The following is a 25,218-nucleotide window of genomic DNA, read 5'->3' as shown; positions in this document are numbered from 1 at the left end:
TTATCATAAAAGCTTCCATAGTTCAATTAGCATACAGTCCTGCTATTCTTCTAGAAGTTCATAAAAAATCCCTTTCTTCTGGTAGAGTTCCAGAAAACTTCCCTGTTCTGTAATTCTCCCTCTATCCATCACAATTATTTCATCGAATTCGTCAAGATTTTGATTGACGTTATGCGTAATGACAAGACAGGTTGCTTCTTTTTGTGAGATTATCATCTTTGTAAGATTATTCTTACTGATATTGTCAAGTGCGGAATCCATCTCATCACAGATAATCACTTCCTTATCCGCAAGAATGGTTCTTGCTATGGCGATTTTTTGCTTTTCACCTCCCGATAATGGCAAGCTCTCTCTATCCGGATCAGAATCTTTAAAAAGCAAGTCTTCAATATTCATACGATTTACCAACTCATCCACGGATCTGGCACTATATTTTCCAAACAAAGATAGATTATCAGCAACTGACTCAAAAAACAGGAAAACCTCCTGACCGATATAGGATAGATTTTCGATACATTTATCTGCCGCTCTCTCTGCAGATATATTGTTATATGTTAGTTCTCCCGAAAATCCCTTAAGCCTTCCCGCAATTATTCGTGCCAGTGTGCTTTTTCCGCATCCGTTTTTCCCCACAAGAGCATACTTTTTACCTTTCTCCAGAGAAAGTGTGACATCCGATAAAGCTGGTTCCTCACTTCCGTCATAAGTAAAATTAATATTAGATAACTTGATACTATTAATTTTCTCGTCAATTTCTTTTACAGTCATCACAGGTGAAATATTAATCTCAGAAGAACTAAGTTCTTCTAAACTATGTTCTCCTGATCCATGTTCATCTGATCCATATTCTTTTGATCCATATTCTTTTGATCCATATTCTTTTGATATCTGTTCTTCTGAGCATACCAACTCTTGAAAACTAAGCTGCTCATCTAAGGATAATTGTTTTCCCAAACCAGACTGCTCACCTGTATTCATTAATTCCAAACATTTATCTTTGATATTCTTAACAGAATTTCTTTCGTTTATGCCATAAAGTACATCTGTTATAGGTGCAATCATATTGTTGGAAAGCTGAACCAGGGCAATCAGGGCACCGATGGTAATCTTTCCGGCTATGACAGAAGCGCCACCGGCTAAGAAAATCAACAGTATAATTATGACACTTATAAATGCCACAATAGTGTTCCCAAGAATCATTTTATTACTAAAATCAGCACATTTATCTTCTCTTTGCTTTATGGTTTTCATAAATTTATTTTCAATAACCTTTTGAATTTGAAAACCTTTAATTACTTCAAACCCTTGGAGATATTCCTTGGTTTTGGATAGAAGAAGTTCATTTGCCGCTACAAAAGCATCATTTGCCCTTTGCATAATACCGGTAAAGAAAACAGGTATTACCATGGACAAAAAAATACTGATAGCAACAACAGCAAAGGCTAGGGGATTAATAGTAAGATAAGCAATACATGTAATAAGTATCAAGAGTATCTGTCCCAGCATATCTACGGTTACCTGAATATAACTGTTCTCTAACATTCCTAAATCATTCGTAAAATAAGTCAGGTAGTGGGTGAGATTCTCTTTATTAAAATCGTGATAATTCATACGAAGGAGTCCCTTAAAGGATTCGGCTTTAATATGATACATACAGTTTCTTACATACTTCACTTTTAAGGTCATGGATATCACCGTAGTAATAACCTGAGTGCAGACCACAATGAACGCATAAAGCAAGCCTAACCGAAAAGCTGCCATATTACCCTGGGTCAGAGCGTCAGTAATTCTCATTAAAATAAAGGCAAACATTACATTGGAAAAACAATATAATGTTTGCCAGAACATAACAATGATTAATTTATATTTTTGATGAAATAAGCTCATCTGGTATCATTCCCCTCATGTTCTGATATAGGTACATAATTCAAAACTGGTTTTTTTACTGTTCTATTTTATCTCTTTTCCCTGCATGCTTCACCATAAAATAACATAGGACAAAGCTTACAAGCACTAATAGAATCATACCGCTCACAGGCGAATTATTCGTGGAAACCTCTATCATATCAGAATTATACCGCCTGCTGGTTTCGTAGATTGTATTCAAGGTATTTCCTGTATTTAACTGAACATTTACAAATATCCAATAAAGAACATTAATTCCCACATAAGGTATGACAGTAGGAATTTCCTTCATACTGTTATGTTCTTTCTGCATTTTAGTTCCTACAAAAGCCAATATTCCGCTTACTATAATTGGTAAACCCATGAATAAAATCAAGGTAAAGACATCCAGTTTGTTCTTAACTGCCATAAATATTGCTAACAGAACTGCATGTGCTAAAAATGAAATAACATAAACTATATTCTTTTTCACTTTTACTCCTTTCACGATAAACATCTTTTAAATACTAGTTAACATGTTATAAGCAAAATGTACCATTATTGAATAATGAATCTTTTTGCTTCTGTCATATACCACTCCCATTAAGATCGCACCAGGCAGACGGTATACTAAATTATTGTAAAAGCCTCTGTTGATATGAATGAAAAAAGCAAAGATTATACTGGAAAGCAGGATAATCGCTATTCGATTCGTTGTTAATTTACGAATTACAAAAAATAATATCCCTCTGGCCCATATCTCTTCGCAGAAAGCCACGGCCAATGTCTGAAGAGATAATAACAAGAGGCTGTAACTGTCCGTTTTACCTGTTAAATAGCAATAAAGCAATGTGAGAAGAAAAATCCCTGCAAGGATTTCTGCTATTTTAAGTCTTCTAACTCCAATATCCTCCCACGTTATCTTATATTTCTTATTAAGTATTAGAATTGGAAGTAAAACAAAGGAACATCCCATAACTGCCCAGGTCTGAAATAATTCTATCCAATCATTACCGGATTTAAATACAGCAAAGAAAATAAAACTAATTAGCAGAACTGCTGTCATCGGTGTGATAATTATCAATCCCAGAAACATTACTCCATCTATTGAGGAGCTTTTTACTTGCACAGTCCTGTTCATCATATATCACTCTTTTCCAGTTTGTTTTTGCCTGCGATATAAAAAAGCAGACAATAGAACACTGTAACCGCTGTCATAGCCAACAGCATCCAAATAGCATCTTGTGAAGTATCCATTATTCTTTGTGTATAATAAGCCGGTGAGAGAAACTTTACATAAGGAAATTCCTTTATGTACATGCCTGCTACTACAGTCAATGCATAAATTCCAAGTGCAGTACCTGATTTTAAATAAGCACTCAGCATAAAACTATAGAAGATTGACCAGACAAAGAATAAATAGACGCTAAAAAAGTTTGCAAATAGATACCCTAATTCATCACCATGAATAAAACTCGCCTCAGAAATGTCAGTCCTTTGCATTACCAAAGTGTAATATACCAGAATTGATACCATTGCAACGAACAAAGTTACCAAACTAAAGGCTGCAACCATAGCAAGATTTTTTGATAGGTATATCTTCTTTCTGCTGTTAATACGCTGTGAATATAACCTTATACTTTTATTTTCAAGCTCCCCTCGCAAAGATCGAATCACGCTCATGGACAGCAGAAAGAAGTAAATGAAAATCATGTAGATAAAAGAATACATATCTACAAAATATTTTAACCCATAGGATTTTTCCGTCCCCTCATATGTAACAATAGATGAATGAGTTGCCACTCCTATGGCATAAAATATCGGGATAATTATCATGGTATTTAAAATCCAAAAGTCTTTTCTTTTAAGAATTTTATATAATTCAATTTCAAATAAATATCTCATGTAAACCTCCTGCATAGTAAAAAATACTTTCGGATTTAATACTAATTTAGCAAAATCTGTTCCAGCTCATTTTCAATAGAACGGATTTTTAATATGGTGGAATAAGCTCCCGCAGTTTTCAGTATTTCATGTAGTTCTAACTTGCCCGGAAAATACAGCACTCTTCTATCAAGATCCATCGTAATCCCACAAAATTTTCTCATCTTAAGAATAAGATCTTCGCCTAGTTCATCTACATAGACCTCATACTTTGTTTCATTCTCAGGGATTCCATCATATACCTTGATGCCCTCCTTCATACATACCACACGGTGGCAAAGCTCATTCACTTCGTCCAGATTATGATCGGAGAAAATAACTCCTATGTTATTTTCCTTCGCCAGTCTTCGAATATGGTCTTTTACCAAAGCTCGTCCTTCAACATCCAGCCCTGCAAAAGGTTCATCCAATATAAGCATTTCCGTGCCGCTAAGAAGAGCCTGAGCAAATCCTAATCTTTGTTTCATGCCATAAGAAAAAGAACTGACATGCTTTTTAATCTGGTCCCCCAGTCCCACTAATTGAAGTACTTCCGGAATAGCCTTTTGAATATATGTTTTATCATGAATCCCCCCCGCCTTCATTAACAAAGCCAGATTTTCATAGGTATTCAGATAATCAACAAAACAGGCTTCAATCGATATACCGAACTTTCCTCGTACTGCCCCCTGTTTTAGGATATTACAGCCATCATAAAGCACAGTACCTTGTATGGGATGGATATTACCAGAAATACAATTTAATAAGGTAGTTTTGCCTGCACCGTTCTTACCGATTAACCCAACAATTTCACCACCTGTAACAGTCATAGAAAAGTCAGTCAACGCTGCCTTTTCACCATAAGTCTTACTAACCTCTGTAATTTCCAAGCATCCCATTTTAACACTCCCTTTACTTGTTCTCAGCTGCTGCAGCAATATTTTCCATGATATCTGAATAATAATTTTTAATCATGGTGCAATATGCATCTTTTTCATCCAGTACTGAATAATATAAATAACTTCTGCCTCTGCAGCCACCACCGCACAAATACTTATAATTACAGTTTCTGCATCCTTTCATATTATCCACAGATAAATGCTGAAAAGGATTGCCTTCTCTAAAAACAATGTCACTTATACTTTGCCGTAAGACATTTCCTAAAGCAAACTGCTCTTTGTGAAGCATATGACACGGGTAAACTGTACCATCTGCTGCTATACTAATAAGCTTATTTCCCGCTTCACATTTCTTTCTGCATACCAGATTGAAGCCATCAACAGGGAAGTCCTGCAAAGAAACCTCACCATTCAAATCCATAAGCTTCTTTTCTATCGAAAACAAGTCTTCATCCGTTAATACATAATCCCGAAACATCTCATTTTCCGGCTCTGCCGTAAAGATGCTAAAAGAATAATTCACACCCAGATATGCTGCAAAGGCTCTGTAATCCTCCATATAATCCTTATTCTTTTTATGTAATGTAACTATCAGATTGACTGTTAATCGTTCCTTTAATTTCTTAATCGTCTCTATTACCTTTGGCATAATACCTTTATCCCGTATGAATTCGGTATCCTTATTAAACCCATCTACTGATACATTAATTTCATCCATATAGGGAATTGAACTCTCGTATAAACTAAAATCCAAAGTACCATTGGTAATAACCGTTATATATTGGATATTGCATACTTCCTTGCCGTATCTTAGAATTTCTCCTAAGTCTCTCCGTAAAAAGGGCTCCCCTCCTGAAATAACCAGTTTTTTTATGCCGGCTTCACGTAAGGACAACAGTATGTAAAAAAAGTCATTGGTACTTAGGTCTTTTTTTTCATTGCGGCTGTCGACAAATGAATAGCAGCCAAGGCAATGGAGATTGCATCTATCCGTAACATGCAGATATGCTGCATCTATCTCTTTTTCTGTCTTGTGCTGATAAAAATCTAATTCAAGCAGCGCCTCTCTCAGCTCTGCAATATTGCTGCTGATTACTTCTGTTTCATCAATCATTTGGTTATTAAGTATATAGTCTTTTCCTTCCTCATCCAATCCGATAACCGCCCCATTTTGAAAGTTACCAAGGATGGAGATTCCATCTATCTGAAATAATTCCACATCTTTATTAAGATAATTATGCATTGTATACCCCCTCTAAAATTCTTTCCTACGTCTCTAACATGACCATGAGAATCTGCTGTACAGCTCTCATGGTCATATTAAGACAAGCAGGTGAATACACTCGGACAACACAAAAACTATGTAAACCAAACTAATTTTTAGTAGGTCTTACCATAGCTTATACAAATGTAATAACCGACACTTACACAGCCAGGAGCTGCAACTGCTTTTTTAGATCTAAATAACATGATGTTTACCTCCTTTCCTGCTTTAAGATGTTTTTAGTTTATCAGATAAACCTTAATCTAAGACATTTCCTTTCTTAAAATTACCTTAATCTGTAATATTTACCTTTTTTTGCCATTTATCTTTCGAATTATCTGTCGCAATAAGTGGTTATACAATAAAAACCGCCAGGAAGTTATATACTCCTTGACGGTTTTTTCAGTTAAGAATTTTATATAATTTAGCATTAATGCCACTTATCGTAAACTTTTCATTTATAATGCAATTTAGCATACTGGCAGAACCCGGGTTATCTTACAGCAATTCAATAATAAAGGCTTTGGTATAATCTCTCCAGTTATCTTCAATCCTTATGTTTCCATGATGCATACTGATAATACGGTTAACTATAGATAACCCCAGACCATTATGGCTGCTGTCACTGCGGGAAGCCTCCCCGCAGACAAAAGGTTCGAAAATATGCTGCTTTAGGATCTCTGGTATTGGATACCCCGAATCAGCAATTACAAGTGAAAGATACTCATTCCTTAAGATGGTCACATTGATTTCTGTTCCGGGTTCATTATGTGTAATTGCATTATTTAACAGGTTCACAATTGCTCTTCTCATTTCTTTTTCATCCACTTCCGCAAAGATATCTTCCTCCGGAATGTTTATTTCGATGGAAAGTGCTTTTTCTTCCATTATCTGATAATAATCAATAATAATCTTTCTTACAAGTTCTGTAATCTCAACTCTTTTTATATCAAGTTTATAATCAGCCCGGTCAAATTTTGTATAATCTAGTAGCATCTGCATTAACTCTGTTAAGTGCATCGTATTATTAAAACAAGCTTTTAAATACTCTTCTCTTTTCGCTCCTTCTTTAATATCTCCATTTAAGATGGCAGTTAAATAACCCTGAATAACAGTGATCGGAGTCTTTATATCATGTCCGATATCTGATAAGAGCCTGGTTCTGTTTTCTGCTTCCTTGAGATTCTCTTCTTTTAAGTATTCAAGCTCCTGAATCATATAATTAAAAGCATCCCGGATATAGATAAATTCATTATCAGCCTCCAATTCAAGGCGTGTATTATATTCACCTTCCCGGACGCGTCCTAAGGCCTCTGTTATAACATAGATAGGCTTTGTGACTTTTACATTAATCTGCCGTGCGAGTAATACAACGGTAGCCCAGTAACCTCCTAAAAACAGTACCACTGTAAACAGCATAATACCCACAAACTGTGAACCCACATCGGAAACATTTAAGATTGTGGATGTAATCTGTACCTTATCTGCGGGTATACAGGCAAGACAGACATAGGTTCTGCCGTCATCCCCCTGAAAACTCGCCATGGAAGCATACAACTTTCCCTGTTTTCCCTCATATTCACCATTTACCAGAAGAGAGATGTCTTCTGGGGTTAAACTTTCTCGTTTAGGTGCATTCGTTCCTTTGCTATATACTACCTGTAATTTATCATTCAATATGTAGAGAAAACCGCCGATTTTTTCGATCTTTGTAATATCAATCTTCTTATAATCTGTCTTTGCAATACCTCCTGCAAAATATTGACCTGCATTATGAATTACATAATCCTCCAGGATACTTTTGGCAACCATTGAAGAAATCTGAAAGAGAATAATGATAAGTATGGAAAACATAATAAAATTCTTTATTAATAAGATATTGGTTTTTTTAATTTTGGTTTTCTTCAAATTTATACCCCAACCCTCTTACCGTTTTTATGTATTTTGGTTCCTTCGGGTTATCTTCCACCTTATCTCGAAGCTTACTTATATATACCATAATGGTATTCTCGGAATATAAAACATCTTCTTCCCATACATGGGTAAATAGCTGTTTCTTTGTGTATACCCGCCCTGGGTCTGACATCAGGAACTTAAGGAGCCTATATTCCATATAGGTAAGGTCAATATAGTTTCCTCTTTTTAACAGCTGACATTCCCTGCACTTTAACATTAGCTCCTTAACCGTTATATCCGGCTCTTCTTCTGTTATCTCTCCTGCTCCCAGCTTATGAAACCTGCGAAGCTGAGCTTTCACTCTTGCCATAAGCTCCAGCGGATTAAAAGGCTTGGTTACATAATCATCTGCTCCCAGATTTAGTCCAAGTATAATATCGTTGTCCATGTTTTTTGATGATAATATGATAATGGGTAGGTTATGCTTTTCTCTCACTTTCTTTAGAACTTCATAGCCATTAATAATTGGGATCATAATATCCAGAATTATCAGATCTACTTTTTCTTCCGTTACATATTGTAACGCCCTTCTTCCATCCCCGGCTATCAAAATATTGAACCTTTCATTTTCCAGATACAATTTAATTAATTCTACAATTTCCAAACTATCTTCCACTATCAAAACTGTCAGTAGCTGTTCCATTCCATGCTCCTCTTATGCCCTGCTGCAGGGTTCTCCTCTGTATAATACCACTTTATCATACCACAATGCCCATATAATGTAAATTCTTGTTATGTTTATACGAGAAATGTCAATGCTTGAGTAATTCTGCTACACGAAGAGGATATAAGGATAGCTGCATCTTGGCTTTGAATATTTATCAAAATTTCTATGGAATGGATATCCTTAACGCTCCAAACCTTACATCAAATAGCTGGCATAAACCTTCCGCCGCATACCGGTATATAAGCACCTGTCGTAAAGGCAGCCAAATCAGATGCAAGAAAGCAAACCATGTTAGCAATATCCTGATCCGTTCCCCGGTGTCCTAAGGGTACCGTTTTATCATAATCCGGCTGAATTTCTCCGTGTTCTTTGCGGTCCTTCTCACTAATGGTCCAGCCTGGTGCTACCTGGTTTACCGTAATATTGTATCTTCCGATTTCTTTTGCAAGGCAGCGTACAATACCATCCAAGCCACGTTTACCAGCAACATATGCCGCGCTGCCTGCATCCGCCAAGCCCGCACATTCTGTGTTTATCACGACAACCCTGCCATATTGCTGTTCAATCATATGTGGCACAAATGCCTTGTTCATATATACATTGTGCATTACACAGCTTTCAAACTGACCGATAAAATCTTCATCCTCCTGCTCAAGTATATTCTTCCAGGTATATTGGATTACGGCATTATTAACTATGATATCCGGTTTTCCAAATTCACTATATACTTTATCTCTCATTGCAAAAACACTTTCTTTTTTCGTAATGTCTGCCTGATAAATACCGGAGAATCGTCCCATTGTCTTCAGTTCTTCGGCCAGTTCAACTGCCTGATTTGAATTACTGTGATAATGTATGGCAACATCCGCGCCGCACTGCGCCAAAGATCTTACAATACAACGTCCCAGCTGGCTGGAACCTCCTGTTACAATCGCTTTTTTACCGCTTAAATTAATTTCCATTAAATTATACCTGTCCTTTCTAATGTATTTATTTCTAACTTTATTTACGCCCCCTGTAAAAGGAAGGCGGTACCCCCTCTATTTTTCGGAAGGCACGGCTAAAGGTGTTGATATTCTCAAAACCGACCATGGTGGCAATATCCATCAAGCTAAAATTTGTAAACTGAATTTTTTCTTTTGCCTTTTCTATACGCAGCAAACAGTGATAATGCATTGGCGTATCCCCAAAGGTTTTTTTAAAAAGTCTGATTAAATGGTATTTACTGATATGAAAGTTCTCGGCCAGCTGTACTAAGGATAGCTCTTCCTCTGCATGGACACGGATATACTCCCGGATATGCTTTAAATCATCCATTCTGCAGTTAATCACTTTGTCATTGCCATAGTGATATTCACGCAATATATAAGTCCAGAGCTTAATAAATAAGCCTTTTATACTGATCTCATAGAATGGCATTCTATCTTGGAATTCTTCAATAATTTCAAAGAGCATTTCTTCAAAATAACTTAGGTTTCTAACACTTAACTTATTAGGAAGTTCTAAAAGCTTATTTTCTCTGAAATACCTCCTTTCCTCACCTGTCATCTGTTCATATGCTTTAAAGGAAACCTTTACTTGCGGACTATCTTCTTGATAAACCAGGTCAAAATGGAGGTGTGGCTGTCGAAGCGGCACCTCGCCAATTATTTTAATGGAATGCTTCTGTCTTGGCTTAAATAAAAAAATATCCCCAGGTCTTCCCTCATAGTTCTCTTCCTCAATCGTTATCTTTACATGTCCCTCTTTGATATACAAAAGCTCATAATCAAAAATATCCCTGGGAGCAAGGTACCATGGCGGACATATGATGCTATCCATGGCAACTCGGATATAAGGTGATAAATAGCTGTAATCCATGTAAAACCTCCATACTGCCAAAACATTAAGTACTTTTCATTAATAAAAATATCTCATACTTTTTATTGTACGGGCTGACAGTAAAATAAGCAATATATGTTTAATGAAAGTCAATCTAGGATAGATACAAAATGTTTAAAACAAGGTAATGTGTAGGTATATCATATGAGGAGGTCAATTTTATGAGTGAATTTAACGGATTAGGTCTGAATCTTGGTAATCTCTCCCGGCTGTCTACAGCCAAGACCCGTTCCATCAGCCCTGAGAATTTTAAAGGAGAGAAAGGCAAGGGCGGTATGGCAACGGAGGGCTTCGCATCCTATGAAGCGAGAGAACTGGGACAAGGCTGGAAAGTTTCTCCCTGCGTATCAATCAAACAAGGTGAGGTATATGAAGTTGCAGATATTGAAGGTCCGGGAGCCATCCAGCATATTTGGATGACACCAACTGGTAACATGCGCTTTAGTATCCTCCGGATTTATTGGGATGGACAGGAATATCCATCGGTAGAATGTCCGGTAGGTGATTTTTTTGCTAATGGATGGGGTAAATATGCTCAGTTAAGTTCATTAGCGGTCTGCATCAATCCAGGAAGCGGCTTAAATTGCTATTGGGAAATGCCTTTTAAAAAGCATTGCCGTATTACCCTCACAAATATAGACCCTGAAAATCCTATGGTGCTGTATTACCAAATAAATTATGTACTAACAGATATACCCACCAATTGCGCTTATTTTCATGCTCAGTTCAGAAGGGTAAATCCGCTGCCCTACAAGGAAGTATATACAATACTCGATCATGTGAAGGGACAAGGACAGTATGTAGGTACTTATCTGGCATGGGGCGTCAACAATACCGGTTGGTGGGGCGAAGGAGAAATAAAATTCTACCTGGATGATGATAAAGAGTTTCCTACCATCTGCGGTACCGGAACCGAGGATTATTTCTGTGGTTCCTATAATTTCGAAAATCCATTTACCCATGAATATCAGCCTTTTACAACACCTTATTCCGGTCTTCACCAAGTGATTAAACCTGACGGAGTTTATCAGTCACAGACTAGATTCGGAATGTACCGCTGGCATATTACCGACCCTATTCGATTTGATGAAAATCTTAAAGTTACTATACAAGCATTAGGCTGGCGCTCAGGAAGAAGGTATCTTCCGCTGCAGGATGATATTGCTTCCGTAGCCTATTGGTATCAGGTCCTGCCAACGGTTGAGTTTAACAAACTGCCGGATAATAATTGCCTGGAAATCATATAGAATTTTTATCACAGCTGAACAACTTCATTCTAAAGGTTTAAGGTCATAATCAAAAAAGCGGCAGTTGAAATTCTTATTATTAATTTCTTGCTGCCGCTAAACATATATAATTAAATATTGATATTATTTTTACTTCCTTCCTCCTGGAATAGCTTTATACTGCCCCGCAGGACCTTTCCCTGATATAACGCCTGGTCTGCACGGACAAATAATTCGGAAGTATTAATATCCTCGTTATATTCCGCCAGCCCAAAGCTAGCCGTCATTTCAATTCTTAGGTCTTCATCTGCATCCAGATATTTTAATTTACTTTGAATTAGTTCGCAGGTCTGTAATGCTTCTTTTCTATCTGCATTTTGGAATAACAGGCAGAACTCATCCCCGCCATACCGGAACGGAATTGCTTTTCCGCTGTTTTCCTTTAGGACTTTGGCGAATTCCACCAGACATTTGTCGCCAATCTGATGACCGTATCTGTCATTAATCATCTTGAATTTATCAATGTCAATAATAGCTAAGATAAAGGCATCATGCTGGTTATAGTCTTCCATGTCGCTTAAGGCATCATGTAATGCCTTCCGGTTATATATTCCGGTAAGTTCGTCGGTTATGATACGCTCCTGCAATAAGATTCTTTCCTTTTCAAGTTGTATACTCACCAGATTCTTCTTTCTCTCATAACGAATTACAATCATACATATGATTGAAAGGGCAAGAAGAATAAAGAGCGTAACAAGAAAATTACTCAGCCTTAGGATGCTGTGAAATATACTAATCTTATCAACATCCCATGTAATAAATAATTCCGAAATGCTCATTAAGGCTATACTGCAGATAGCTGTTGCCAAGGTCACATAAAAGCTGGCATAAACCGTCGTCAAAATGATAGCTCCTGAGATTATGTAATAGCTTGAGGTAAAAGCACCATGAACTGTAAATAAAACGAAACAGATAATAACATATACGATTGAGACAATATAAATCTTAGTTAATTGTGAGATCTTTTTAGATTTCATTATAATAGTTTCTGCTCCAATGCAAATAAAATTAACACCGCTTGGTATAGCAATAAACTTTATAACGTATTTTAGAAACGTTGTATTAAGTAAATCTGAATTTACAATAAAGATACTCATGACACATTCAACGATTAGAGCAAAAATAACCGTTGCTATTGATATCATATAATGTAAAGTAAGCCAATCTTTATCAATCTTTGAATATTCCCTTTGTATATCATTTTCTTGTGAATTATCCTGCTGTTCCTTGCGCATCTTGTCTCCTATTAGTTCAAACTACCTATATAAATCTATTTTAACACATTTTCCAACTTTTTGAATAGTGGTTTATATAAAAAGTGCATCTTAAATAAGGATTTATTTACCTAATTTAAGATGCACTTTATTTGATGGAGTTTTGTTATTTAATTGATGGAGTTTTGTAATTTACATGAACAATTCTGCGGCTTTCAACATTCGTTCTGCTATTGGAACTCCAAAAGGACAGCGCTCTTCACAGGACCTGCAGCTGATACAATCCGATGCATTGGCTGATAAACCGGTATAATGTGCTTTTACAGTAGACGGAATTTCTTCCTGCATAAGTGCTAAATCATAAAGTTTATTTACCATCGCAATATCGATGTAAGAGGGACATGGTGCACAGTGACCACAATATGTACATTGTCCTGAGTATGCATGAGCAGGTGCATTTGCCAAGACAGAAGCGTAATCCTTCTCATTCTCCGTGGCCACCTCATACGCGACGGCAGCATCAACTTCTTCCGTTGTCCTGCATCCCACAAGGACACTTGCTACTGCCGGACGTGTAAGTGCATAATGGAGGCATTGGACAGGTGTTAATGCAACTCCAAAAGGTGAATTTTGTGCACTGAATAATCTTCCGCCAGCATAACCTTTCATAACAGTGATACCAACATTTTCACTTTCACAAATTCGGTAAAGCTCTTCTCTTTCAGGTGCAATACCTTTCAAGCTCTCGTTATAATGTTCTGCAAAAAGATCATTAATATTCTCGCTTGCCGGAAGCATATCAAAAGCCGGATTCAAGCTAAATAAGATCATCTCAATTATACCGCTTAAGGCCGCCGCTTTCGCAACATCCGGATTGTGTGTACTTAAACCAATATGAAGGATTGTGCCTGCTTCCTTTAAATCCTTAACATATTGTAGAAATTCTCCTTCCATAATAGTATTAAATTCAGCAATCTCATCCACAAAGTGAATCATACCAAGATCTATATAATCTGTTCCCAGGCGGTGCAGTAAATCCTGAAATGCTTCCTTCACCTTATCCAGTTCACGTGTACGTACATATTGTCCATCCTGCCAGGTGGAACCAATATGCCCTTGTATAATCCAATAATCTCTTTGTCCGGCAATAGCTGCTCCGATATTGGAACGTACATTAGGCTCTGACATCCAGCAGTCAATGATATTAATCCCCTGAGCTCTGCTGTGTTCAACCACTTCTTTTACATCCTCTGCACTGTAACGCTCCAGCCACTCAGCTCCAAGTCCGATTTCACTGACATATAGCTCTGTTTTCCCCAATTGTCTGTACTTCATCCTGCTTCCTCCGTTTTAATTTTAGTAATATTTTTCCAGTAATATATATTAATAGTTTAGAAATTAACTAGCCTATATAACCGGACTGTTACTTGCTCCTAAACATAATTTACCAGAAACAGAGGAAAATCTCAAGAAAATTAATATGTTACTCTTCAAAAGTATCGCATATACACATAACGACAGGATTATGGTCCTTGCATCTTGTATAGAATAAATCCCCAGCCGGCTTTTTACCGGCTGGGAATTGAAATAAACTTTATTTAATTTCTATTGTCTTTTTTATTATCTTTTTCTTTCCGCTTTCAAGTTGTACTGTCACAGTAATATCTACTTTTCCCGGTTTCATGGCTGTCACATTACCTTTTGCGTCAATCTGAGCGATACTATCATCGCTTACTTTGTATATTACCTGTGCCTCTTCCTGTCCTGCAGGATTAGTCTTTTTGTTGAAAGATGTAACTTTTTGTATATCTGCAGGAAGAGATACCTTCATATTTGTAGTATTGCCAGTTTTCATTGTTGTCACAGTCGTATTAACAGATACCTTATCAACCAGAGTTGTAATCTTGCTGCCTGTAAGTTTATCGGTACTAACGACAAAATCACCACCGTTAACTGTAGATGTTGTAACTGTCCCATCTTTACCTACTATTACGGCATTATTAGCAACTTCCTCTAATTTATTGGTTTTGCTGTTATATCTATAAATGTATACCTTATCTCCAGCACTAATATTTTCAACATGGGGTAAATCATAGGAAAGTGTCATAGCTGCCCCAAGTGCTTTATTATCTGAAAAACTCACAATCTGAACTTCGGTGTCAGTTCTTAAAGCTCCTTTAAGTGTTTCAGCAAATTTTGAATCCACTTTCGCTACCTCATTATAACTTGAGACATTGAGTGCAAGATTCATATCTTTGCTTAACTTCCCTAAAGAATCAGCCGAAATCTTTACTGTGTAATCAGCAGCATTTCCGTTTACAAAGTTAAGCTCCAGATCTTTCTTATTTCCCGCAGCCAAACTTGCAACATCCTTTGATAAATAGGCACCATCTACATTTACATTTTCAATGGATGGAACTTTAATTGTTAAGGTGACTGCTTTCGTACCTTTATCCGCTAATGCTGTTTTCGTAATATCTGATGTTATCTTTATAGAAACATTTGTAGGGTTCTCCATATCAGCAACTGCATTCAAAATACTAAGTGGCATATCTACAGTTACAACAGTCTTACCATTTGTTTTAGAAACTTCAGAGGTACCTGGAGTAATTGTGGCTATGGATGATGTAATATTGCCATCCTTATCTGTTTTTATAGATTTTTCTGCCGTTGCTGTACTAGAATCAAGCGCAATTATTGATTGCTGGGTAGAACTGCCATCAGCTTTTTTAGTTGTAATTGCTGTTGTTGTTATTACAGAGGTTGTACCATCTGCTGCTGTTATGGTCTCTTTTATGTTCTCTGTTGTTTTGCTGGAACCATCTGCATTCTTTGTGGTTGCACTTGTATTTTCTTTTACTGTTTTACTTCCATCGGGTTTTATTGTGCTTACCGTTGTTGATACGGAACCATCAGCATTTTTAACGATATCTGTTTGTGTAGTTGAACCATCATTATTTTTTACGGTTGTACTTCCTGTGCCGCTTCCATTACTGGGATTTCCGGAAGAACTACCATCAGAAGGATTACCATTAGAACCACCGCCTGGTGCTATATATTTCGTAATTATAAAATCTTGCACTCCTGTAGTAGTATCGATGGAAAGTTCTAGATTTTGATCTAAGTTTGCTTCATCCTTCAATAAAGTAGCTCTAATCTTATACGTTCCTTCTGTTGACGGAAGTTCCTTGCTCCATACAATAGCACTGCCAGATATTGCACCGTACTCTGTTTTAATCTTATCATAAGAAGTTTTGCTATAGGGAACCATCGTAACTTTCGGTGCCTGGATAGCATTGGAAGTCTGATTTAAATTACTTAAGCTAAGAGTAACCGCTGAAGCTTTTCCAACTGTTATACTGATATATTTACTCTCCGCTGCATGATAGTAATCTGTCTCTGCAAGCCCTATCTCTACAACATACTTTCCGGTTATTGCTGAATTAATATGAACCTTTCCATCTGCCGCTATAACAAGACCTGAATCTGAGCATTTATACGTAATCGTTCCATCTACATTATTGGTTATACCTTCTAAATAAAAATCCGCATCGCCATAGGTTTTATGATAGGTCTCTTTATCGGTTGCAATCGATATTATTGCATCTGCCTTGCTTACAGCAGAATCAACAGTATCTTCAAGTTTTCCCGTATAACCACCAGCGCTAACCTTTACGGATATTGTTTTACCTATATCAGCAGCTGTTATTGTATATTCATTACTGCTTCCGGTTTTTATTGGTGTACTGCTTCCACTTCTATACCAATCGTAGACTAGTTCAGCATTGCTTTGATAATCAGTGACATGGGCTATTAATACCTGGTTATATTTTGGTGTCCCTGAAATCTCTACACTGCCTTCTAAAGAAGCTGTAAAAGGGGAGTTATTTGATATAGATAGACTTTCATTATAAAGTGAAGTTGCCTTTGCTCTGACCTGTAATTTCCCTATTTCAACTGCATTGTTTCCTACAGTTATTGTACCTGTTGTACCTGTAAGCTCAGGCACATCGCTCCAGGAAGAACCATTGTCTAAAGAATACTCATAAGTAACTCCAGAAACCCCAGTAAAGGTAAAGGTCTTATTAGCTCCATTATTATTAACTGTACCTGAAACCGGTACATTTACCTGCGGGCAATCTGCTTTTTGTACAATATCTGTTATTGCTTCTAAAGCCCCGCTGTAATTTGCTGAACTTACTTTCAACTTCAACTGGCAGTTAATATCATCTGCTGTAACAGTGTAAGTACTGCCTGTATTGCTTACTTCAGTTTCATTACCACCACTAACTCTGTACCATTTATAGGCAATTGTACCAGGATTAGAATTAGTAATATTATTAACTACTGCTGACATAGTTTGGCCAAATTTTGCATTCCCAGTTATAGAAACTTCACCATTTAAAGCCTCCTTGCCATAATTGTCAAAAGGCTCAAAGGTATAATGAAAGGTAGTCCATGTATTATGAAGTGGCGAAGTTTTAATTAAATCATTATCAGTATAAATATAATCCAAAGAAGTATCATTAGAAATAATACTTTCACCAATTGAAGTAACAGAATTTGGAATAGCAATGGATTTTAATGCACTCATATAAGCGAAGGCTGTATCCTTGATTGTCGTAACACTTTCAGGAATCTTTAAAGTAGATATGTTAGTACAGCCATAAAAAGCATTTTTGCCTATCGTTGTAACTGAATTTGGAATAGCTACGTTTACATATACATTTTCACTAAAATTAGCATTAGAGAATATTTGATCATTTATTATAGTTGTATCACTTGGTAGAGTTATATTAGCCGGTACAGTTAAACCATAATATGCATTTAAAAGCACACCGTTAATAACCAAATAAGGATGATCATCAGTTATTTTGGTTTTCAGCCATCCGGTATCACCAAAAACCCAATTTCCAAAATTAACTGCCGTATCAGGAATGCCTGATATAGAAGTAATAAATCTTGAATGGCCGAATGCATAATTACCAAGAGTTGTTAATTTCGATTCAGGTTCAAATGATATCTCGGTCAGATTTAAACAAGTATCAAAAGCTTCCTCGTTGACTGTTGTTACATCAGCTGGAATTACATAGGATGTTCCAAGCTTAGCTGGCGGATAGGTATAGAGGGTTGTCCCATCAAGACTATATAAAACCCCATCCACTGATTTAAAATTCGTACTGCCAGCTTCAACCTGAATATTCACCAGGCTTTTACAACCACCAAAGATATAAAATCCAGTTAGCTTTTCAGGATTTGTATATAAAACACCTATTTCCTGAACAGAAGCTGGAATTGTAATGTCAGTTAATTTATCACAGTTACCAAATGCATACCTTTGAATTACTTTTACCTGGCTTCCGCTTTCAAAATTAACTGTATGAAGGCTGGACCATCCCCAAAAGGCCATGGAAGAAATATTAACAATAGTATTTGGTATCGTGACACTGGTAACTAGTGTACAACTACTTAATCCAGAAAAGGATGTTACATTCTTTCCGTTTATCGTACTTGGAATAGTCACATCCCCTTTAACGGTATCTGATTTGTATGGTTTTACAGCATATGTATCACCGCTAACAGCAATCCCCATACTGTTGTCAATCATATATTGCCATACATTACCATCATTATCTGTATAAGTCAGGTCCTCCGCTAATACATTTGTACGGGATGTAAATGGAGTAATTGTTATTACCATTATCAATACCAATAAATAACTTAAGCTTTTCTTAATAATCTTATGCATTTATACCTCCTGGTTTTCTTTTTAAATTTGCACGAAATTTCTTAATATAAATATACCTCCTCTCTTCCAATTTGTGCAAACAGTATAGAAAATATTAACATTTAAGTATAATAATGTCAATTAAAATATCATATTTTAGATTATTATGTAATTATATGTATCCTATTGTTGTTTTTTAGTATGCCACTCTTTCTTAATTAAATCTAAAATTCCTAAAAAGGATTACAACGTTAAAGGAGCAGTTTGCTTCGCTGTAATGTATCAAACGCATTACAGCGAAACAAACTGCTCCTTTGAAAAATAATATGTTATGGCTTATGTCAGTTTATTATTTTACTTACCGTTTAACAGCTTTTACATAATAATTCCCGCAAGACTTTGCAGAATTCTTATATAGGCGTATGTAATACGTACCGGCCGGCAGTGATTCCTTCAATTTCTTATCTTCATAATAAACCAGCTGTTTCCTATCTGAACCTCCCACATCACTTAAATATCCGGTCAGCTTACCGCCGATTGCGGAACTGGTAAGTTCATAGTTGATATAACCGGCAGAAACATTGCCGCTAACCACTAAATCTACTTTTGTAGGTTTCGTTAAGGTGAATTTGAACCATTCATTTTTACTGGTTTTATCGTCAAGATAGAAAACTCCGCCTTTGGCTGCCCCCAGACTTAAAGCAGTTGCTTTGCTCTTAGAACTTCCACTGCTGTCCGAAACACTCTGAACTGACGTCTTTAACCGTACCCACCAGGCATTGGTGGTTACCTTCAGGTAATATGTTCCGGCCTTAACTACAATTGCTTTTTTACCTTCTATACCGGAAACCGTCATATCCTCTGTAAGTGCTTTTTTACTGCTGTTACAAAGGGTAATATACGAATTGGTATTTTCAGCCTGAAAATCCACCGACAGCAGAACTGCTTTCTTCACGGACACTTTAAAATAAACGGGCTTTGTATAATCCGTCACCCCGGCAGCCTGCCATTTACCTGCCTTTAATTCTGCAGCACCGGGATAGAGCTGGCAGCTAAAATCTGCCTTTAAGTTTACCACATCCTCTGCACCATAATCGCCATAAGAATTCACGAATTTCACATAGTAGGTTCCTGCTTTCGGTATTATTCCATAGGCATTGTACTCATTATAATCAAGTGGTGTGGTGCAAGCGGCATCACTATAAAACTCAACATCAATGTTCTCTGTTTCATCTTTAAAAAGCACCTGAAATACACCAGCATCCTCCGCTTTCAACGGAACAACCAACTCCTTGGCATCGGAAGATAAATTCAACTCATATTTCTCCCCCTTTGCCACATCCGCCTTATCACCAGCGGTCAAAGTATGAATCTTCATCTCTGTCACTGTCTGACCTGTCGTCTTATCCACTATTTGAGCAGTTTGTGCTTTCACAATCCCTTGGCTCACCAGGAACATTGCTGTTATCAGTACAAGAAGAAGTACTCCTTTTCCTCCAGTGAGCTTTTTCGTTAATTTTTTTACCATCATAATCTCCTTTCGTGAATATTCAATCTTTGATTTTGTATGAATTATACTTTTCAATAATTCACACACTCCCCTTTCTTTTGAATCTCAACAGTTACTCAAAGTAATCTGTTTCTGCCAGTATATATGAAAGCTCTATTACTGTATTGTAAAAGAACGACATCTTAAAGTTTTGTTCAATAATCTCTGATTACAATCTTTGAATAGACTTGTATTCTGGTAAAATATGGGCTCATAATTTTTCATAATTTTTTCCCACTGACCTATTAATTTTTTTCCTTCATACTATTCTCATAACAAGAAACAGAAGGTAAGTTTGAAAGTACCTTTCAAACTACTTTTTAAGACAATATCACAAGCAAGCTTGTGATATGCAGGAGGTAAAGAGTGAAAGAAAATATTATTTGAAAGGATGCCACAAACAGATTCTTTCACTCCTTTTATTTGTGGCAGTATCGCAGGCTAGCCTGTGATTTGCAATGGGTGTAAAAATGAATCAGATTATTTCTATGAAAAATGTAGGGAAGCAGTATATTATCGGTGAAATTACCATCGACGCTTTAAAGGATGTAAGCTTTACCATTGACGAAGGTGAGTTTGTTATTATTCTGGGAGCTTCAGGTGCAGGTAAAACAACTCTCTTAAATATTCTGGGAGGAATGGACAGCGCCACCAGCGGAAACGTGATGGTAGGCGGTGAAAATATCCGTCTGTATAACGACAATCAACTTACCAGATACCGGCGTGATAAAGTCGGTTTTGTCTTTCAATTTTATAATCTTATCTCTAACCTGAATGCTTTTGAAAACGTAGAGTTTGCAGCAGAAGTTTGCAAGAATCATCTTGATCCCCGTGAAGTCCTGGCTCGTGTGGGATTGGCGGAACGTGCCCAGAACTTCCCCCCTCAATTGTCCGGTGGTGAGCAGCAGCGTGTGGCAATTGCACGCGCTGTCGCCAAGAATCCGCTGTTGCTCCTTTGCGATGAACCCACAGGTGCTTTGGATTATCAGACGGGTAAAAAGGTGCTTTCTCTTCTGGCAGAGGTGAATATGACTTATCATAAGACAATAGTGCTTATTACTCACAACTCTTTGCTTTCTCCCATTGCTGATAAAGTAATCCGGGTGAAAAGCGGGCAAATTGAAAGTATAGAGATCAACCCTCACAGAATGGATGTAAAGGAGCTGGAATGGTAATGGGAAAACTAAATAAACGTATGATACGGGAGATCCGCATTAATTTTGGCCAATTCTTGTCCATTACAATGATTATTGCTATCGGAGCTATGCTGATGTCCGGTATGTTTTCAGCAATTACAGCTATGGACAATTCAACCAAGCAATATTATGAGAAGCAGAAGTTGGCGGATCTTTGGATATATTTTAAGGGCATCAATACGGAAGACGCACAAAAGCTGATAGAGGACACCGGTACTGAGGAGGCTGAGCCTCGTTATACTCTGAGTGAACAGTTCTCTGTAAATGGCTCAGATGCTACACTCCGTCTCCATAGTCTGACAAATATCAACAGTCCTCTTCTGACAGCGGGAGCATTACCCCAAAAAGAGGGGGAGATTATTTTAGATTATAAATTCGCACAGGCAAACAATCTTACCGTCGGAAGTGTATTGCAGGTAAACAATATCACACTTACGATTACCGGCTTGTTTATGGACCCGGAATATGCCTATAAACAAAAGGATAGCGGTGCCTCCGTCAATGCAAACCGCAGTTTTGGCATCGGTTATGCTTTAAAGGACACTCTGATTACTCAGATTAAGGCTTCTGATTCCTATCAGGAGGTCAATAAGCAGACTCAAGATAAGTTAGACGAAGCACAGGCTCAACTGGAGGATGCTCGTATCAAATTAAACGACGCAGAGCAGCAATATAACACTAAAAAAGCAGAATCCGAACACTCTGTGGCTGACGCTGAGAATAAGCTCCTTTCAACCAAGGAAACACTGGATAAAGGACAGTCGGACTTAAACTACCAGAAGAAACTTTCTGATGAGAAGGCTAAGAAGGCACAATCAGAGCTTGACGGATACCAACAACAGCTGGAAGCAGCAAAAGCTCAAACCGACCAGAGCTATGCACAATACGAAAAGCTACGGGATACGTTGCCGGAAGACCAGCAGAAAATGAAGGATAAAGCCTTTGCGAAGCAGTATCAGGAGCTTAAGGATAAGCAGGACGAACTGGATTCCAAACAAAATATATTGAACCTCCAGAATGCAAAAGTACAAGACCAGCTTTCTCAAAAGCAGTCACAACTGAATTCAGGATATGCCCAGTATGAGGATAGCATTTCAAAGCTAAACCTAACGAAAGAGGAAAGTTCCACAAAGCTCTCCGAGACCCGTAGTGAGCTGGATAAGAGCTGGAAGGAGCTGGACGAAAACGAAAAGGAATTTCTTTCTCAAAAGGAGGAAGCCAAAGAGGAGCTTATAAAAACCGCTGAAAGTTATCAGGAAATACTATTCAGAACCAGCCAGCCGGATACCGTTCTATCTGCGGCAAAAAAACTAGAGAGCTATCAGACTTATGTCAAACGGGAGAATCAACCAAGCTTTGTTAATGTAAACAGCTCACTTGACCCCATACGTTCGGTTTCCTATATCTTTCCGATGATTTTCTTTCTGGTAGCCGCAATTGTTGCTTTTATTTCCTTGTCTAAGACTGTAGAAAACCAAAGGACACAAATTGCAGTCATGCAGGCTCTTGGAATCTCAAAGATGCGCGTCCGTTTTTATTTTCTAACCTATGCGGCCCTTGCTTCCCTTTGCGGAGCCATACCCTTTGCCCTGCTTGGAAACTTCCTGATTCCAAAGCTTTTAATCCGGGTGTTTATGAGCCGCTTTGCTCTGCCCTCTCCGGTGGTTCCCGTTTACCTTATGTACTTTGCCATTCCTTTACTTTTAGCTCTATTATTCAGTGGTTGTGCAGCATTAATTGCAGTGCAGAAAGTTCTTCGGGAAATCCCTGCACAAGCCATGCGTCCCAGGCCGCCGAAGGGTACAAAGACTATTTTGCTGGAACGCATCCCTGTACTATGGCAAAAACTTGGTTATTCCGGTAAACTAATTCTTCGTAATATCTTTTTGAATAAAGGTCGGATTGTACTTAGCTCTATCGGTGTCATCGGAAGCTTCATGCTGATTTTTACCGGGCTTTCCCTGCAAAATTCCGCTTCACAAGTTATTCGGACTGCAACGGACAGCATTGGCTATGATCTATCCGTCAATTACAAGGAGCCTATTACTGACAAAAACAATTTACAATTTGATTTACCCGTGGAGCGAAGTGAACTTAGTGAGACAAAAAAAGCTACCCTCAAATTTTCAGAAGATGTGGATATCACTCTACAGCTGGTCGAAAGCTCCTCAACTATGATACATCCCTCCGGAAAGGACGGAAATCTAATTCAATTTAATGCTTCCAGCGTTATTCTGCCGGATTCGTTGGCTACGGAATATGGACTTTCCGTGGGAGATTCCCTTCAGCTTGCAGTGGCGGATGAAAACTACACGGTAACAATCACCGGATTTTGCACACAGTATACTTCCAAAACACTTTATATGTCTTTTGAAAGTGCTGCTGGCGTCGGTATGGATGCTTCCGCCCATACCCTGCTTCTCACTCTTCCTCAGGGTGAAAGTGCTGTAGCGGCCGCAGAATCCCTGTCAAATCTTGAAGCTGTAAAAAGCGCCGGTACCAGAGAGGATTTCATCTCACGAAGCCAGGAGATGCTCAAAACCTTGAACGCCACGATACTTATTCTTCTTGTATCTGCAGCAATGCTTGGCATGACAGTCATTTATAATATCACCTCCATCAATATTTTTGAGCGGACAAGGGAATATGCCACTCTGATGGTACTAGGATATTACAAAAGAGAAGTAAACAGGCTGATTCTCCGGGAAAATATGGTTCTAACCCTCTTTGGAAGCCTCTTCGGACTCCCTTCAGGCTATTACCTGTTTGTCTACCTGACACAGGTGATTTCCCAAAGTAATTTGAGTATTCCCAACAGCTTTGACCTTAAAATGGCTGCCGCCACCCTGCTGCTCACCGCTGTGTTTGCTTTGGTTACTAACCTACTGCTGCAGCCTAAGGTTAAAAAAATCGTACTGGTGGAAGCACTGAAAAGTGTAGAATAGGAGAATAAAATGATGCAAAAAATCATATTGGCTTTTACAACTATTATATTTTTAATCTTTATATGCCTTGTTTTCTTTCTGACCAACAAAACCGGTCAGAAAGAAACTTTCACCATCCCTACTGCTGCTCTGACCACAACACCAGTTGTCTCAGACTCTGCTCTAGCTACTCCCTCCGTAACTTCCTCCGCCCAGGCCACACCCTCAGCTGCCTCACCTTCTGGTTCCTCTGGTTCCTCAATTCCCTCCAAACCTTCCTCTGACAAGGCTACACCCCCTGCTCCAACCACAACCCCGGTTGACCAGACCATAGCTCCGGATACCTCCACTTCCGCTGCCCCAACCACAGGACACACCACCCCATTAACTACACCTCCTTTACCTTCAAAACCAACCAAAGCACCCCGCACCCCAACTCCCATTCCCTCTGATGTATTATCTGAGGCTAAAAAGTGCTCTGAAACACTTATTGAAAATAACCAGCTACTCGCTAAATATATCAAAGCCTCCGGAAACGGTATGATCGCACTGGTTGGTTTAGGAGAATTGATGGATGAAGTGAAAGGCGAGGCCGAGACAGCCTCCCAAAATACCGACGAATGTCTGACTCTTCTAGCCCATCCCACAGCTTCTATGAATTTGTCGGGATATAATGAAGAATTTAAAACGGTTCAATTGAATTTAAACTCACTAAATGCTAGAATGAAAGAAGCAAAGAAAAGCAAAGATATAGATGCAATTGAAAGTTCTCTAAACAGTATTCTGTCCGAGCTGAATGACTATAATAAACTATTGGAACAATTTCTTAAGAAAGTGGGGTGAAGCA

19 protein-coding genes are annotated in these 25,218 nt (G+C 37.9%); 4 read left to right on the top strand and 15 right to left on the bottom strand.

Features of this window, described 5'->3' with window-relative positions:
- Positions 1 to 42: 42 nt before the first annotated feature.
- The 10 genes from bsdcttw_RS11045 to bsdcttw_RS11000 all read right to left on the bottom strand — a co-directional run bounded on the left by bsdcttw_RS11045 (position 43) and on the right by bsdcttw_RS11000 (position 10,453).
- On the bottom strand, positions 43 to 1,887 hold the full coding sequence (locus bsdcttw_RS11045) for an ATP-binding cassette domain-containing protein (RefSeq protein ID WP_185259417.1): 1,845 nt from the start codon (positions 1,885 to 1,887) through the stop codon (positions 43 to 45).
- Positions 1,888 to 1,942: 55 nt separating this feature from the next.
- Positions 1,943 to 2,377: a hypothetical protein gene (locus tag bsdcttw_RS11040; protein WP_185259416.1), complete on the bottom strand. Its 435-nt coding sequence runs from the start codon at positions 2,375 to 2,377 to the stop codon at positions 1,943 to 1,945.
- Positions 2,378 to 2,404: 27 nt separating this feature from the next.
- Complete coding sequence (locus tag bsdcttw_RS11035) at positions 2,405 to 3,028, bottom strand: CPBP family intramembrane glutamic endopeptidase (RefSeq protein ID WP_185259415.1); 624 nt, start codon at positions 3,026 to 3,028, stop codon at positions 2,405 to 2,407.
- A complete protein-coding gene (locus tag bsdcttw_RS11030; protein ID WP_185259414.1) occupies positions 3,025 to 3,789 on the bottom strand; it encodes an ABC-2 transporter permease in 765 nt (254 codons plus the stop codon). Before bsdcttw_RS11030 ends, bsdcttw_RS11035 begins: the two co-directional genes overlap by 4 nt.
- A 41-nt stretch (positions 3,790 to 3,830) precedes the next feature.
- Positions 3,831 to 4,706, bottom strand: a complete 876-nt coding sequence (locus bsdcttw_RS11025) for an ABC transporter ATP-binding protein (RefSeq protein ID WP_185259413.1) — start codon at positions 4,704 to 4,706, stop codon at positions 3,831 to 3,833.
- 13 nt (positions 4,707 to 4,719) lie between these two features.
- Positions 4,720 to 5,949 (bottom strand): radical SAM/SPASM domain-containing protein, encoded by a 1,230-nt coding sequence (locus bsdcttw_RS11020; protein WP_185259412.1) that lies wholly within the window; start codon positions 5,947 to 5,949, stop codon positions 4,720 to 4,722.
- Positions 5,950 to 6,468: 519 nt separating this feature from the next.
- Positions 6,469 to 7,878 (bottom strand): HAMP domain-containing sensor histidine kinase, encoded by a 1,410-nt coding sequence (locus bsdcttw_RS11015; RefSeq protein WP_185259411.1) that lies wholly within the window; start codon positions 7,876 to 7,878, stop codon positions 6,469 to 6,471.
- Positions 7,859 to 8,569, bottom strand: a complete 711-nt coding sequence (locus bsdcttw_RS11010) for a response regulator transcription factor (protein ID WP_185259410.1) — start codon at positions 8,567 to 8,569, stop codon at positions 7,859 to 7,861. The genes bsdcttw_RS11015 and bsdcttw_RS11010 overlap by 20 nt, the downstream gene beginning before the upstream one ends.
- Positions 8,570 to 8,793: 224 nt before the next feature.
- Positions 8,794 to 9,555, bottom strand: a complete 762-nt coding sequence (locus tag bsdcttw_RS11005; RefSeq protein ID WP_185259409.1) for an SDR family NAD(P)-dependent oxidoreductase — start codon at positions 9,553 to 9,555, stop codon at positions 8,794 to 8,796.
- Positions 9,556 to 9,595: 40 nt separating this feature from the next.
- The gene (locus tag bsdcttw_RS11000) at positions 9,596 to 10,453 is read right to left on the bottom strand and encodes a helix-turn-helix domain-containing protein (RefSeq protein ID WP_185259408.1); all 858 of its coding nucleotides are present in this window, start codon (positions 10,451 to 10,453) and stop codon (positions 9,596 to 9,598) included.
- A 182-nt stretch (positions 10,454 to 10,635) separates the two neighbouring features.
- On the opposite strand from bsdcttw_RS11000, the gene bsdcttw_RS10995 reads away from it, so the two are divergent.
- Positions 10,636 to 11,721 carry a glycoside hydrolase family 172 protein gene (locus tag bsdcttw_RS10995; protein WP_185259407.1) on the top strand — a complete coding sequence of 362 codons (1,086 nt, stop codon included), beginning with the start codon at positions 10,636 to 10,638 and terminating at the stop codon, positions 11,719 to 11,721.
- Between the two features lie 110 nt (positions 11,722 to 11,831).
- On the opposite strand, the gene bsdcttw_RS10990 is transcribed toward bsdcttw_RS10995, so the two are convergent.
- The 4 genes from bsdcttw_RS10990 to bsdcttw_RS10975 all read right to left on the bottom strand — a co-directional run bounded on the left by bsdcttw_RS10990 (position 11,832) and on the right by bsdcttw_RS10975 (position 20,230).
- Positions 11,832 to 12,995, bottom strand: a complete 1,164-nt coding sequence (locus tag bsdcttw_RS10990) for a GGDEF domain-containing protein (protein WP_185259406.1) — start codon at positions 12,993 to 12,995, stop codon at positions 11,832 to 11,834.
- A 171-nt stretch (positions 12,996 to 13,166) separates the two neighbouring features.
- Entirely contained in the window at positions 13,167 to 14,309 is a 1,143-nt protein-coding gene (locus bsdcttw_RS10985; protein WP_185259405.1) for an aldo/keto reductase, read from the bottom strand.
- Between the two features lie 259 nt (positions 14,310 to 14,568).
- Positions 14,569 to 18,723, bottom strand: a complete 4,155-nt coding sequence (locus bsdcttw_RS10980) for a leucine-rich repeat protein (RefSeq protein WP_185259404.1) — start codon at positions 18,721 to 18,723, stop codon at positions 14,569 to 14,571.
- Positions 18,724 to 19,060: 337 nt separating this feature from the next.
- On the bottom strand, positions 19,061 to 20,230 hold the full coding sequence (locus bsdcttw_RS10975; RefSeq protein ID WP_185259403.1) for a hypothetical protein: 1,170 nt from the start codon (positions 20,228 to 20,230) through the stop codon (positions 19,061 to 19,063).
- Between the two features lie 491 nt (positions 20,231 to 20,721).
- Here bsdcttw_RS10975 and bsdcttw_RS10970 point away from each other — a divergent pair, with 491 nt between their 5' ends.
- Positions 20,722 to 21,426 carry an ABC transporter ATP-binding protein gene (locus bsdcttw_RS10970; RefSeq protein ID WP_185259402.1) on the top strand — a complete coding sequence of 235 codons (705 nt, stop codon included), beginning with the start codon at positions 20,722 to 20,724 and terminating at the stop codon, positions 21,424 to 21,426.
- Positions 21,426 to 24,392: an ABC transporter permease gene (locus bsdcttw_RS10965; RefSeq protein WP_185259401.1), complete on the top strand. Its 2,967-nt coding sequence runs from the start codon at positions 21,426 to 21,428 to the stop codon at positions 24,390 to 24,392. Before bsdcttw_RS10970 ends, bsdcttw_RS10965 begins: the two co-directional genes overlap by 1 nt.
- Positions 24,393 to 24,487: 95 nt before the next feature.
- Here the strand turns inward: bsdcttw_RS10965 and bsdcttw_RS10960 are convergent, their stop codons facing one another.
- Positions 24,488 to 24,895: a hypothetical protein gene (locus bsdcttw_RS10960; RefSeq protein ID WP_185259400.1), complete on the bottom strand. Its 408-nt coding sequence runs from the start codon at positions 24,893 to 24,895 to the stop codon at positions 24,488 to 24,490.
- A gap of 46 nt (positions 24,896 to 24,941) precedes the next feature.
- Here bsdcttw_RS10960 and bsdcttw_RS10955 point away from each other — a divergent pair, with 46 nt between their 5' ends.
- On the top strand, positions 24,942 to 25,214 hold the full coding sequence (locus bsdcttw_RS10955) for a hypothetical protein (RefSeq protein WP_185259399.1): 273 nt from the start codon (positions 24,942 to 24,944) through the stop codon (positions 25,212 to 25,214).
- Positions 25,215 to 25,218 lie beyond the last annotated feature (4 nt).

Origin of the sequence: Anaerocolumna chitinilytica (genome assembly GCF_014218355.1) — a bacterium.
GTDB classification, from domain to species: Bacteria; Bacillota; Clostridia; order Lachnospirales; family Lachnospiraceae; genus Anaerocolumna; species Anaerocolumna chitinilytica.
This window is presented reverse-complemented; position numbering and strand designations above follow the sequence as displayed.